The organism is Nonomuraea sp. NPDC049784, assembly GCF_040659615.1.
Classification (GTDB): Bacteria; Actinomycetota; Actinomycetes; order Streptosporangiales; family Streptosporangiaceae; genus Nonomuraea.
This window is the reverse complement of the sequence record NZ_JBFAMX010000008.1, coordinates 17708-30026: the sequence shown is the minus strand read 5'-3', so window position 1 is coordinate 30026 and position 12319 is coordinate 17708. Positions and strand designations below refer to the sequence as shown.

Annotated in this window: 9 protein-coding genes; 4 read left to right on the top strand and 5 right to left on the bottom strand. The window is 70.5% G+C overall.

What is annotated here, in order from left to right; all coding sequences use genetic code 11:
• The first annotated feature begins 10 nt into the window (after positions 1-10).
• Positions 11-1885, top strand: a complete 1875-nt coding sequence (locus tag AB0J09_RS03995; protein ID WP_360684711.1) for an ABC transporter ATP-binding protein — start codon at positions 11-13, stop codon at positions 1883-1885.
• 24 nt (positions 1886-1909) lie between these two features.
• On the opposite strand, the gene AB0J09_RS03990 is transcribed toward AB0J09_RS03995, so the two are convergent.
• A complete protein-coding gene (locus AB0J09_RS03990; protein ID WP_360684708.1) occupies positions 1910-3376 on the bottom strand; it encodes a DHA2 family efflux MFS transporter permease subunit in 1467 nt (488 codons plus the stop codon).
• 72 nt (positions 3377-3448) lie between these two features.
• Between AB0J09_RS03990 and AB0J09_RS03985 the strand changes: the two genes are divergently transcribed.
• Both AB0J09_RS03985 and AB0J09_RS03980 read left to right on the top strand, forming a co-directional pair.
• The gene (locus tag AB0J09_RS03985) at positions 3449-4087 is read left to right on the top strand and encodes a TetR family transcriptional regulator (RefSeq protein WP_360684847.1); all 639 of its coding nucleotides are present in this window, start codon (positions 3449-3451) and stop codon (positions 4085-4087) included.
• Between the two features lie 10 nt (positions 4088-4097).
• Entirely contained in the window at positions 4098-4844 is a 747-nt protein-coding gene (locus AB0J09_RS03980) for a methylenetetrahydrofolate reductase (RefSeq protein ID WP_360684705.1), read from the top strand.
• Here the strand turns inward: AB0J09_RS03980 and AB0J09_RS03975 are convergent.
• Genes AB0J09_RS03975 through AB0J09_RS03965 form a run of 3 tightly spaced genes read right to left on the bottom strand, consistent with a single transcriptional unit; the run spans position 4805 to position 8999 of the window.
• On the bottom strand, positions 4805-6274 hold the full coding sequence (locus AB0J09_RS03975) for an MFS transporter (RefSeq protein WP_360684702.1): 1470 nt from the start codon (positions 6272-6274) through the stop codon (positions 4805-4807). The genes AB0J09_RS03980 and AB0J09_RS03975 overlap by 40 nt on opposite strands.
• A gap of 16 nt (positions 6275-6290) precedes the next feature.
• Positions 6291-6953: a Crp/Fnr family transcriptional regulator gene (locus AB0J09_RS03970; RefSeq protein ID WP_360684699.1), complete on the bottom strand. Its 663-nt coding sequence runs from the start codon at positions 6951-6953 to the stop codon at positions 6291-6293.
• 33 nt (positions 6954-6986) lie between these two features.
• On the bottom strand, positions 6987-8999 hold the full coding sequence (locus AB0J09_RS03965) for an adenylate/guanylate cyclase domain-containing protein (protein WP_360684696.1): 2013 nt from the start codon (positions 8997-8999) through the stop codon (positions 6987-6989).
• A 196-nt stretch (positions 9000-9195) separates the two neighbouring features.
• Here AB0J09_RS03965 and AB0J09_RS03960 point away from each other — a divergent pair, with 196 nt between their 5' ends.
• Positions 9196-9990: a hypothetical protein gene (locus AB0J09_RS03960; protein WP_360684694.1), complete on the top strand. Its 795-nt coding sequence runs from the start codon at positions 9196-9198 to the stop codon at positions 9988-9990.
• Between the two features lie 51 nt (positions 9991-10041).
• Here AB0J09_RS03960 and purL read toward each other — a convergent pair whose 3' ends face one another.
• A complete protein-coding gene (gene purL, locus AB0J09_RS03955; RefSeq protein WP_360684691.1) occupies positions 10042-12291 on the bottom strand; it encodes a phosphoribosylformylglycinamidine synthase subunit PurL in 2250 nt (749 codons plus the stop codon).
• Positions 12292-12319 lie beyond the last annotated feature (28 nt).

Sequence of the window (12319 nt, the reverse complement as noted above, 5' to 3'; positions counted from 1 at the left end):
GTTCCGTGCCATGAGCATGGAGATGACCGCACGGCACCAGCTGTACTCGATGAACAACCAGACGGAGCGTCGCCCTGTCACCAGGGCGACGCTCCGTCGCATAGGTGGCTTCGCCCGGCCGCACCGCCTGAGAATCACGCTGTTCCTGCTGCTCAGCGTGGTGATGGCGGGCCTGGCGGTGGGATCCCCGCTGCTCGCGGGCCGGGTGGTGGACGCGATCTTCCACGGCGAGCCGCTGGACGTGGTCGTCGTGGTGGCGCTGGCGATCGCGGGCCTGGCGCTCGCCGAGGCGGGGCTCGGGCTGCTGAACCGGTGGCTGTCGGCGAGCCTGGGCGAGGACCTGATCCTCGACCTACGTACGGCCGTCTTCGACCACGTACAGAAGATGCCGATCGCGTTCTTCATGAGAACGCGCACCGGCGCGCTGGTCAGCCGCCTGAACAACGACGTGATCGGGGCGCAGCGGGCCTTCACCGACACCCTTTCCGGCGTGGTGGGCAACGCCGTGACGCTTCTGCTGACGCTCATCGCGATGATCGGCATCTCCTGGCAGATCACGCTGCTCGCGCTGCTGCTACTCCCGGTGTTCCTGCTGCCCGCCCGGCGGATGGGCACGAGGATCGCCAGGCTGCGGCGCGAGGCGGCCGACCACAACGCGGCCATGGGCACGCAGATGACCGAGCGCTTCTCGGCGCCCGGCGCGACGCTGGTGAAGCTGTTCGGAAGGCCCGCGCACGAGTCGGCCGAGTTCGCGAGCAGGGCCAGGCGGGTACGCGACATCGGCGTGCGCTCCGCCATGAACCAGTCGACGTTCGTCACCGCGCTGACGCTGGTCTCCGCGCTGGCCCTGGCGCTGGTGTACGGGCTCGGCGGCTTCTACGCCCTGCGTGACCAGCTCGCGCCGGGCGCGGTCGTGTCGATGGCCATGCTGCTCACCCGCCTCTACGCGCCCCTGACCGCGCTGGCCAGCGCCCGCGTGGACGTCATGAGCGCGGTCGTCAGCTTCGAGCGCGTCTTCGAGGTCCTCGATCTCAAGCCGCTCATCCAGGAGAGGCCCGGCGCCCGCGAGGTTCCGGAAGGCCCGGTGTCGGTCGAGTTCGACGACGTGCGCTTCGCCTACCCCTCGGCTGACAAGGTCTCCCTCGCCTCGCTGGAGGAGGTCGCCACGCTCGACTCGCGCGGCGGCGTCGAGGTGCTGCACGGCCTCTCGTTCAAGGCCGAGCCCGGCCAGATGGTGGCGCTGGTCGGTTCGTCCGGCGCGGGCAAGTCCACGATCGCGCAGCTGCTGCCCAGGCTGTACGACGTCGACTCGGGGTCGGTACGGCTCGGCGGCGTGGACGTACGCGACCTGACCGCCGACTCGATCCGCGACACGCTCGGCATGGTCACCCAGGACGGCCACCTGTTCCACGAGACGATCAGGGCGAACCTGCTGCTGGCCCGGCCAGAGGCGAGCGAGGACGAGATCTGGGACGCCCTCACCAGGGCCAGGCTGGCCACCCTGATCGAGTCGCTGCCCGACGGGCTCGACACGGTCGTGGGCGAGCGCGGCTACCGCCTGTCGGGCGGCGAGCGCCAGCGGCTGACGATCGCCAGGCTGCTGCTGGCCAGGCCCAGGGTGGTGATCCTGGACGAGGCCACGGCGGCGCTCGACTCCACCTCCGAGGCGGCCGTGCAGGCGGCGCTCGGGGAAGCGCTCGAAGGCAGGACCGCCGTGGTGATCGCGCACCGGCTCTCCACGATCCGCGCCGCCGACCTCATCCTGGTGATCGAGGACGGGCGCGTGGTCGAGCGCGGCACGCACGCCGACCTGCTCGCCGCCGGCGGCCGCTACGAGGAGCTGTACCGCACTCAGTTCGACGAGCCCACGGTGGCGGCGGCCTGAGGTTGGTCCTGCCGCTCCGCGTGTTCATGGCCTCACTTCGTGAGGCGGGCTCGGTCGCCCTCGATGCCGCCGCCTTCCCCCGCTCTGGTCGCTTCGCTCCCGCCGCTCCTCCAGGCGACGGCGCTCCCCTCGCAGCGAGTCTCGCAGGGAGTAGAGCGCGACAGGGATCGCCGCCAGCACCACGACGGCCGCGATGACCAGGGTGAACTGGTACGCGTCCAGGAAGGCCGTCAGCGGCGGCTGGTCGCTGCCGCTCTGCCTGGAGCTCAGGATCGCCCCCAGCACGGTGACGCCGAGCAGCCCGAACACCTCGCGTGACACGTTCAGGACGCCCGAGGCGATGCCGGACCTGCCCTTGGGCATGCCGCCGAGGACCGCGGCGGTCAGGGGCACCAGCATGCCGCCGCCCAGCCCGTAGAGGAGGAACCAGGGCGCCACGTCCGCGTAGTCGGCGTCGGCGCCCACGCCGGAGAGCAGGTAGATCGCCGTCCCCATGAGCGCCATCCCGAGCGCCACCGTGCGGGCGATGCCGATCCGCGCGCTGATCCGCTGCGACAACATCGCGATCACTGCCATGACCAGGGCCATCGGTACGAACGCCGCGCCCGCCTGGGTGGGGGAGAAGCCGAGCACGTTCTGCAGCCACAGGGCGCTGAAGAAGTAGATGCCGAAGACGCCGAACGACCAGACGCCCATGGTGAGCAGCCCGCCCGTGAACACCCTGGCCCTGAACAGCGACACCGCGATCATGGGCTCGGCGACCCGCGTCTCGGCCAGCACGAACGCCACGGCCGCCGCCGCGAACACGCCGAACGCGGCCAGGATCTCCGGCGAGGTCCAGCCGGCGCCCTGGCCTTCGATGAGCGCGTAGGTCAGGGCGAACAGGGCGACGGCGGAGGTGGCCAGGCCCGGCAGGTCGATGCGGCGCCGTACGCGGGTGAATGCGGGTTTGACCGCCCACATCCCCAGGCCGAAGGTCACCACCCCGATCGGGACGTTGATCAGGTAGATCCAGCCCCAGTGCAGGTTCTGGCTGATGAAGCCGCCCGTGATGGGGCCGAGCGCCATGGAGAGCGCCCCCGCGGCGCTCCAGATGCCCACGGCCCTCCCGCGCTCGCCCGGCTCGGGGAAGATCTGGGTGATCAGTGTCAGCGCGGTGGGTGTGAGCAGCGCCGCCCCGACGCCCTGCGCGGACCGCGCGGCGACCAGGGCCGCCCCGGAGCCGGCCAGCCCGGCGGCCAGCGAGGACAAAGTGAAGACCGCCAGCCCGCCGAGGAACACCCGGCGGGCCCCGAACACGTCCGCGAGCCGCCCGCCGACCAGCATGAGGCCGGCGAAGACCAGGATGTACGAGCTCGCGATCCACTCAAGACCGGAGATCGTCAGCCCGAGCTCCCGCTGGATCGTCGGCAACGCGACGTTGCCCACGTTGTTGTCCAGATAGGTCATGAAGGTGCCCAAGGTCACCGCGACCAGCGCCCACCATCTCACGACATTTCCTCCTATACGCCGTACTTGTACGTCGTATAGTTGAACTTGTACGGCGTATAGTTGTCAACCGTGATGGGAAAACTGACCGCGCAGGCGATCGCGGAACGGGCCCTGGAGATCGGCGACACCGAAGGGCTCGACGCCGTGACGATCCGGCGCCTGGCCACGGACCTGGGCGTGACCCCTATGGCGCTCTACTGGCACTACAAGAACAAGGAGCAGCTGATCGTCGGCATGGCCGACCACCTGATCGGCGGCTTCGCCCCCAAGCGGGCCGACGATCGCCCGTGGCAGGAGCAGCTGCGCGATCTGATCGAGGGCCTGATCAGGACGCTGCGCACGCATCCCTGCGCCAAGGGCGTGATCGAGCAGATCGACCCGGTCGAGGTGCCGAACTTCCTCGCCGTCTGGGACCAGGCGCTCGGCCTGGCCCGCAGAGCCGGGTTCGGCGTCGAGGAGAGCTGCCTGATCAGCAAATACCTGCTGCAGAGCGCCATCTCCATCGCCGACGCCCCCGTGCACGTCAAGGTCGTGGACCCGGCCGCGATCAGGGCCAAGCTGATCGGCCTGCAGTCGTTGCCCGAGGAGACGTACCCGCACCTGGTCGAGATGGCCTCACCGCTCGTCAGAGGGACGCAGCCGGGGCTGTATGACACGTTCGGCGTGGATCTCGTGCTCAGCGGCATCGAGGCGCTGGCGGCCAGGCGTTAGAGTCTCGAGCATGTCCTTCGAGCTGATCTGCGAGATCGAACCTCCCACCAAGCCCGATCTGAAGCACGTCAGGCACCAGATCGGCACGATGAGCAAGATCGCCCACTCGTTCCTCATCCCGGACAACCACATCGGCCGCGCCACGGTGTCGAGCGTGGCGGTGGCGCACGAGGTCGAGGCGATGGGCGGGCGCGGCATCGCCTGCCTCAACTCGCGCGACCGCAACCTGCTCGGCTTCCGCCGCGACCTGCTGACGGCGGCGGCGTACGGGGTGGAGCAGTTCCTCTTCGTCTTCGGCGACAAGCCGACGAGCGGCAACCGCACCAGCGACCTCACCGTGCGCTCGATGATCGAGGAGGCCCGCGAGTTCTCCCCGGGCTGCCGTCTGGGCGCGGCGGCCCCGATGCGCTCGCTGCCCGCCTGGAAGCGCACGGCCGACTTCCTGTTCCTCCAGGTCGGCTTCTCGCTGGAGGCGCAGCTGCGCTGGCGCGAGTCCCACCCGGTCGACGTGCCGGTCTACGCGGGCGTCATGGTCCTGGCCAGCGAGCGCCACGCCCGCACCCTGGCCGCCGCGATCCCCGACATCGACCTGCCCGAGGAGCTGATCGCGAAGGTGGCCGCGGACCGCATGGCGGGCGTGGAGGCGGCCTGCGAGCAGGTGCTCGCGATCCGCGACTCCGGCGCCTTCGACGGTGTCCACCTCGTCCCGGTCTCCCGCTACCGCGACGTCGAGTCCAGGCTCGCCGCCGCCCTCTGAGAGCGGGCCAGGGCCGCGAGCAGCGCGCCCGTGAGCGCCACCGCGAAGAGCACCGCGTACGCGCGGTGGAACCCGTCCATGAGCTGTCCTACCGCCACCGGCGACAGCTTGGACAGCGTGCCCGCGTACACCTGGGCGCGCAGCTCAGGCCCCACGGACGCGGTCAGGACGCTGAGCGACAGGCCGACACTGATCACGATGCCGACGTTCATGACCATGACGCGGAAGCCGTTGACCACGCCCAGGCTCCCGCTCGGCAGCGCCCGCATGACCTGGGTCGTGTTGCCGGTCAGGAACGTTCCGCTGCCGCAGCCGGCCACGAACAGGCCGATCCCGATCACCCAGTACGGCGTGGCAGGGTCGGCCGTCAGCATCAGCGTGCCGAGCCCGAGAGCGCTCATCGCCGCGCCGCCGATGGAAAGCGCGTACGGCGACACCCTCCGCCCCAGCACGCCCGTGATCGGCGAGGCCAGCCCGATCCCGACGGGCACGGGCAGGACGCTCAGCCCCGCCGCGAACGCGTCCACCCCCCTCGCCGCCTGGAAGTACAGCGCCACCACCAGGATCAGCGCCGACCGCGCCAGGGCGTTGCAGAACGAGGCCAGGTTCGCGTAGGCCAGCAGTCGCCCTCCGAAGAGCCGTAAGTCCAGCACCGGGTTGGACGAGCGCCGCTCGGCCAGCGCGATCAGCGGCAGCAGCACCAGGAAGATCCCCGCACCGGCCAGCACCACGGGGCTGGAGAGCCCGCCGGAGCCGGCCTCCGACACCGCCAGGAGCACCGCCGACAGCGCCGCGAACAACAGCACGTTGCCCAGCGCGTCCACCGGCTCCTTCGGCCTCGTGGGCATCTTCCGTAAGATCGCCGCGCCCACGCCGAGTGCGACCAGGCCGGCGGGCACGTTCACCCAGAAGATCCACTGCCAGCCGGCCGTCTCCGCGATCAGGCCGCCCAGCGTGGGCCCGGCCAGCTGCGCCACCGACAGTGTGCCGATGTAGACGCCCATGCCCTGGCTGAGCCGGTCGGGCGGGAACGCGTCCGTGATGATCACCGTGCCGTTCGCCAGGATCATCGCCGCCCCGACCGCCTGGAGCACACGCATCGCGATCAGGAACCACACGCCCGGCGAGAGCCCGGCCAGCAGCGAGGCCACCGTGAACAGCGCGAACCCCGCCAGATAGACCTCCCGCCTGCCGAGCAGGTCGGCCACCCGGCCGAAGAACACCAGTGAAGCGGTGTTGACCAGCAGGAACGCCAGCAGGATCCAGCCTGACTCCAGCGCGCTGGCATGGAAGTGCCGCACGACCGCCGGGAGCGCGACGTTGAGCGTGCTGCCGGCGATGCCGATGAGGACGAGCCCCAGGCTGGTGACCGCGCACACGCGCCAGGCGTAACGCAGGCGGCTGTCGTCGTGAGGGGTGACGGCTACCATGCTGCGACGTACGGCGTCATCGGGCTCTTCTGCGCAGGCCGTCGAGGTCGTGGATGACTACGCGCCGCCGGCCCGTCTCGATCAGCCCCCGGTCGCGTAGCGTGCGCAGCGCCTTGCTGACGGCCTCGCGGGAGGAGCCGGTCCAGCCGGCCAGCTCGTCCTGCGACAGGGGCAGCGCCACGCGCACCCCGCTGTTGGTCTTCTCTCCGTACCGGTCGGCCAGCTCCAGCAGGCGCGTGGCGACCCGGCCCGTGGTGTCGAACGCGCCGTACTCGATGCGTTTCCTGTCGGCGTCCCGCAGCCTGGCGGTGACGAGCTGCATGAGCAGCACGGCGATGCGCCCGTGAGACTCCAGGAACGACGAGAAGTCCCGCACCACGATGCCCGAGATCGGCTCCAGCGCGGTCACGGTGGCCGAGCGCGGCGATCCGTCGATGGATGACATTTCTCCGAGCAGCGCGCCGGGGCCGCGCACGGCCAGCACGACCTCGGTGCCGGCGCTAGTGTGCGACGAACACTTGACCCGGCCCTCCATCAGCACGAGCACCCAGTCGGACGTGTCGCCCTCGTTGATCACGGTCGTGCCGCGATCCCACCGCCGCGGGCGGCCGGCCGCGCGCAGGGCCGCGACCTCCTCGTCGGTGAGCATGGACAGGAACTCGCCGGACTCTGGCTCCATGCGCCCGATTATGTCGGTACGAGAGTCGCCCTTCTATTGCAAATCAGTCAGAACGTACGCGGCCACGAGCTCCTCCTTGCCCTTGAGGCTGAGCTGCCCCAGAGGGTTCACCGACGCGCCACGTCCCAGCTGCCTGAGCGTCGTCTCCCCGATGACCACCGTGCCGGGCTCGGCGATGCCCTCGAGCCTGGCCGCCACGTTGACGCAGTCGCCCATCGCGTTGAAGCCGCGCAACTCGGGGCTGCCGATGTTGCCGACCAGGGCGGGGCCCGTGTTGACGCCCACCCTGAACGTCGGCCACTGGACGTCGTCCACCCGCTTCCACGCCATCTCCTCGGCCACCTCGGCGGCGGCCCGCTGCATGTCCAGCGCGGCCCGGCACGCGGCCCTGGCGTGGCCCGCCTGCGTGGCGGGGGCGTTGAACAGGGCCAGCAGCGCGTCGCCGACGAACTGCACGATGGTGCCGCCGTTGTTGAGGATGCAGGGGACCGCGGCCGTGTGGTAGCGGTTGAGCATCTCGACGATCTCGCCGGGTGTGACCTTCTCGGAGAAGGTCGTGAAGCCCTTGAGGTCGGCGAAGAGCGCGGTCAGCTCCTTCAGCTCGCCGCCGAGCGCCGCCTGCGCCGGGTCGGCCAGCAGGGCGTTGGCCACGTCCGGCGACATGTACTGCCGGAAGAGCGTGTCGAGCTCCTGGTAGAGGCGGGCGTTCTCCAGGGAGATGGACAGCTGCCCGGCCAGGGTGGCGGCCAGCGCCTCGTCCTGCGGGGTGCGGCCGACGGGCACCTCCAGCACGCCCGCCAGGTGACCCTTGACCGTCAGGGGGAAGGCCAGCAGGTCGTTGCGCCTGATGGGCTGGTTTCCGGCGAACTCGTACTCGCGGGAGCCGATCTGCGTCTTGCCCTCCGCGACCAGGCCGATCTTCACGTCGCCGTACGCCTGGCGCACCCGCTCCAGCGCCGTGGCCAGGAGCTGGCCCTCGGGGAGGCCCACCTTGGTCTGGGCGCTCACCGACACCAGCGCGGCCAGCCGCTCGGACAGCTCGCGCTCGTTGGCCAGCGCCTCGCCGGCCCGGTCGAGCACCGCGGCCTGGCCCTCGTTCAGCCGGAACTTGCCCGACAACCGGGTCGCGGCCAGCGGCTCGCCCCGGCGTACGTGCTCGACCAGCTCCTCCAGCGCCTGGTCATAGTCCTGCTGGATACGCGCCACGGTCGCCGACAACGTCACCGAGTCGAACAGGCCCGCGCTCGATCCCTCCCGCCTGAACTGCAGGTACGCGCTGTAGGCCACGAAGACGAAGGCCAGCGTGAGCAGGAGGTGCCACTCCCACCAGGACAGATGCCAGTTGAGCTGGGAGATCCCGGCGACCATGGTCTCGGCCAGCAGCGCGTACGCCGTGATCAGGCTGATCAGCATGGCCGACGGGCGCCGCCGGTGCAGCAGGAACATCATCACGCTCGCCGCGCCGTACAGCAGGACGCCGGGAATGGACGCCCAGGCCAGCCAGGGGACCGGCGACTGGGGCGGCGGCTCGCTGAGCGGCGTCAGCCCCGGGATCAGCGACACCAGCCCCCAGGCGACGATGAAGCCGAAGAGCACCGCGCGGACGAAGTGCTGGGAGTCCAGCACGGCCTTGGCCGCCCGCTCGCCCAGTGGCAGCGCGGAGGCGAACGCGAACGCGGCCGCGATCGTGAGCCCCGCCTGCTGGCCCAGATCGAACCCCAGCGAGCCGGTCGGCAGGATGATCTTCGGGGTGGCCAGCCCGTGCAGGAAGAAGAATCCGGCGCTGCTCAGGAAGACCATGGAGACCAGGAACAGCCGGGCGTCCTGCCGCCGCCGCGACGCCTCGCTGATCATGATGCCCAGCACCACGTTGAGCCCGGCCACCGTGATGATCATCCAGAAGTGGCTGGGATTGTGCTGCCAGGGGATGTTGACGTCCGGGTGCGCCAGCAGGAGCCAGAGGCCCAGCAGCGGCAGTACCAGGTGGATGCCCCAGACCACGCCCCGCACGGGGTGGGTGGCCGGGGGCAGGTAGGGGGTCGGCACAGACCCGATTATCCACGGGCGATCGTGGCCGCCAATGCGTTGTTTTACCCACAGAGGTCACCAATTCCAGTCAATCTGGTCAGTAACCCTCCGTTTCGTGACGAATACGTTACGTAGTTTCTGTCACCCCTTGGAACGTTTGAAACGTGACTCTCTTGCACAACACGAGCATCACTTGTTCTTTGGAAGGACAACCGTGGCTATCAAGGTTCGCGGTGGGCGCACGCTCACCCTCGCCGCCGTCGGCGCACTCGCCGCCTCGCTCCTCACCGTCGGCGGGGTCGCCACCGCCTCGTCCGCCGCCGGCGAGGTGCACGCCTGCGTGCACAAGAAGTCGCGGTACGCCCGCATCGTCAACCCCGAGACGAAGTGCCGGAAGACGGAGGAGCGGATCCTGATCGGCGGCACCTCGACGACGACCGTCCAGCAGGGCCAGCAGGGGCAGCAGGGCGAGAAGGGAGCGACCGGCCCTCAAGGGCCGCAGGGACCCCAGGGATCGCAGGGCCCGAAGGGCGCGACCGGGCCGGCCGGTCCACAGGGTCCGAAGGGCGAGACCGGCCCGCAGGGCCCCAAGGGCGATGACGGCAAGGACGGCCTGCCCGGCAAGGACGGCAAGGACGGACTCCCCGGCAAGCAGGGAGAGCAGGGCGAGCAAGGCCCCCAGGGCAAGCAGGGCGAGCAGGGCAAGACCGGCCCGCAGGGTCCGAAGGGCGAGCCCGGCGACGGCGCCGGCTACACGTCTTACACCAAGACCGCGTCCCTGAGCTCGACCGGCTCCGCGACGGCCAGCTGTGGGCAGGGCGGCGTGGCCACCGGCGGCGGCTTCTCGTTCAGCGCGCTCAAGAACGCCATCGTCATGAGCAGCGCACCCAGCGGCACCGATGGTTGGACGGTGAGCGTGGCCAAGGATGACAACGGCTCGGGCGGCCACGGCGACAACGGCACCACCGTCAGCGGCACCGTTTACGCGGTGTGCCTCAAGAAGGCGTAGCACGCGACGAGGGCCGGCACGGAACCCCGTACCGGCCCTCTCAAGCGATCCTCAGCCGAACAGCGCCGGCAGCGCCGCCGAGTGCGTCTCCCGCAGTTCCTCGACCGGCACCTCGAACGCGCCCTCGACCACCAGCGACGCGCCCTCGGTCGTGCCCAGCCCGTAGCAGGGCACGTCGTGGCGACCGCACAGCGACGCGAACTCCTCGTAAGCCTCCGGCCGCACCGCGACCAGCGCCCGCGCGGAAGACTCGCTGAACAGGTCGGTGAACGCGTCCCCGCTCAGCACCACCGAGGCCCCGACGCCCCGCGCCAGGCAGGACTCGGCCAGTGCGACGGCCAGCCCGCCGTCCGACAGGTCGTGCGAGCCCTCGAGCAGCCCCCGCCTGGCGGCCTCCACCAGCACGGTCGCCAGCGCCTGCTCGGCCTCCAGGTCCGCGTGCGGCGGCAGCCCGCCCAGGTGGCGGTGCACGACGTGGGCCCACTCCGAGCCGCCGAACTCCTCGCGCGTCTCGCCGAGCAGCACGACCTTGAGCCCCTCGGCGGTGAACCCGGACGGCACCCGCCGGGCCACGTCGTCGATGACGCCGAGCACGCCCACGACCGGCGTGGGGTTGATGGCCGTCGAGCCCGTCTGGTTGTAGAAGGAGACGTTTCCGCCGGTCACCGGCACGCCAAGGGTCCTGCACGCGTCGGCCAGGCCGCGCACGGCCTCGGCGAACTGCCACATGACCTCGGGGTCCTCGGGGGAGCCGAAGTTGAGGCAGTTGGTCACGGCGAGGGGCTTGGCGCCGGTCACGGCCACGTTCCGGTACGCCTCGGCCAGCGCCAGCTGCGCACCCGCGTAGGGGTCGAGCTTGGCGTAGCGGCCGTTGCCGTCGGTGGCCAGCGCGATGCCCCTGGTCGTCGGCTCAGCCCCGGCCATCGCCTCCGAGATACGCAGCATGCCCGCGTCCGCCGGCTGGGCCAGCACGGTGTTGGAGCGGACGTAGCGGTCGTACTGGGAGGTCACCCACTCCTTGGAGGCCAGGTTGGGCGAGCCGAGGAGCTGGAGCAGCGTGGCCCGCAGGTCGGCGGGCCGCTCCAGCCCGTCGGGGGTGTCGGCGTTGAGCGCCGCCTGCCCGGAGGGCTCGTGGTACGGGCGCTCGTAGACGGGCCCCTCGTCGGCCGCGGTGCCCGGCGGGATGTCCACGATGACCTCGCCGTCCCAGGTCATGACCAGGCGGCCGGTGTCGGTGACCTCGCCGATGACGGTGGCGGGGACGTCCCACTTCTGGCAGATCGCCATGAACGCCGGGATGTCGTCGGGTCTGACGACGGCCATCATCCGCTCCTGCGACTCGCTCATCAGGATCTCCTCTGGCCTGAGCGAGGGATCGCGGAGCGGGACGAGGTTGAGGTCGACCTGCATGCCACCGGTGCCCTTGGCGGCCAGCTCGGTCGTGGCGCACGACACACCGGCCGCGCCGAGGTCCTGGATGCCGACGACGACGTCGGCCGCGTACAGCTCCAGGCAGCACTCGATGAGCAGCTTCTCCATGAACGGGTCGCCCACCTGCACGGCGGGCCGCTTGGCGTGCGACTCGTCCTCGAACGTCGCCGAGGCCAGGACGCTCGCCCCGCCGATGCCGTCGGGGCCGGTGGACGCGCCGAACAGCACGACCTTGTTGCCCGGCCCTGGCGCGGTGGCCAGCTTGATCTGGTCTTTCCTCAGCAGGCCGACGCACAGGGCGTTGACCAGGGGGTTGCCGATGTAGCAGGGGTCGAAGACGACCTCGCCGCCGATGTTGGGCAGGCCCAGGCAGTTTCCGTAGTGGCTGATGCCCTCGACCACGCCGGGCAGCACCCTGCGCGTGTCGACGGCGTCCGCGCCGCCGAAGCGCAGCGAGTCCATGACGGCGATCGGGCGCGCGCCCATCGACATGATGTCGCGCACGATCCCGCCGACGCCGGTGGCCGCGCCCTGGTGCGGCTCGACGTAGGACGGGTGGTTGTGCGACTCGATCTTGAACGTGGCCGCCCAGCCGTCGCCGATGTCCACCACGCCCGCGTTCTCGCCCATGCCCACCAGCAGCGCCTCGGACTTGGGCGCCTTGGTGGCGAACTGCTTGAGATGCACCTTGGACGACTTGTACGAGCAGTGCTCGGACCACATGACGCTGTAGATGGCCAGTTCGGAGCCGGTGGGACGGCGGCCGAGGATCTCCTTGACCCGGTCGTACTCGTCCTGCTTCATCCCCAGCTCGGCGAAGGGCATCGGCTCGTCGGGCGTGTCCACCGCCCGCTTCACACTGTCCGTCATTCGCCCTCCTCCGTCGGTCGAATGACGG

Excerpts from the sequence above, each read along its gene's own strand:
- AB0J09_RS03975 (WP_360684702.1), bottom strand. The coding sequence starts at position 6,274 with ATGGTAGCCGTCACCCCTCACGACGACAGCCGCCTGCGTTACGCCTGG.
- purL (WP_360684691.1), bottom strand. The coding sequence starts at position 12,291 with ATGACGGACAGTGTGAAGCGGGCGGTGGACACGCCCGACGAGCCGATG.
- AB0J09_RS03980 (WP_360684705.1), top strand. The coding sequence starts at position 4,098 with ATGTCCTTCGAGCTGATCTGCGAGATCGAACCTCCCACCAAGCCCGAT.
- AB0J09_RS03995 (WP_360684711.1), top strand. The coding sequence starts at position 11 with ATGAGCATGGAGATGACCGCACGGCACCAGCTGTACTCGATGAACAAC.
- AB0J09_RS03985 (WP_360684847.1), top strand. The coding sequence starts at position 3,449 with ATGGGAAAACTGACCGCGCAGGCGATCGCGGAACGGGCCCTGGAGATC.
- AB0J09_RS03970 (WP_360684699.1), bottom strand. The coding sequence starts at position 6,953 with ATGGAGCCAGAGTCCGGCGAGTTCCTGTCCATGCTCACCGACGAGGAG.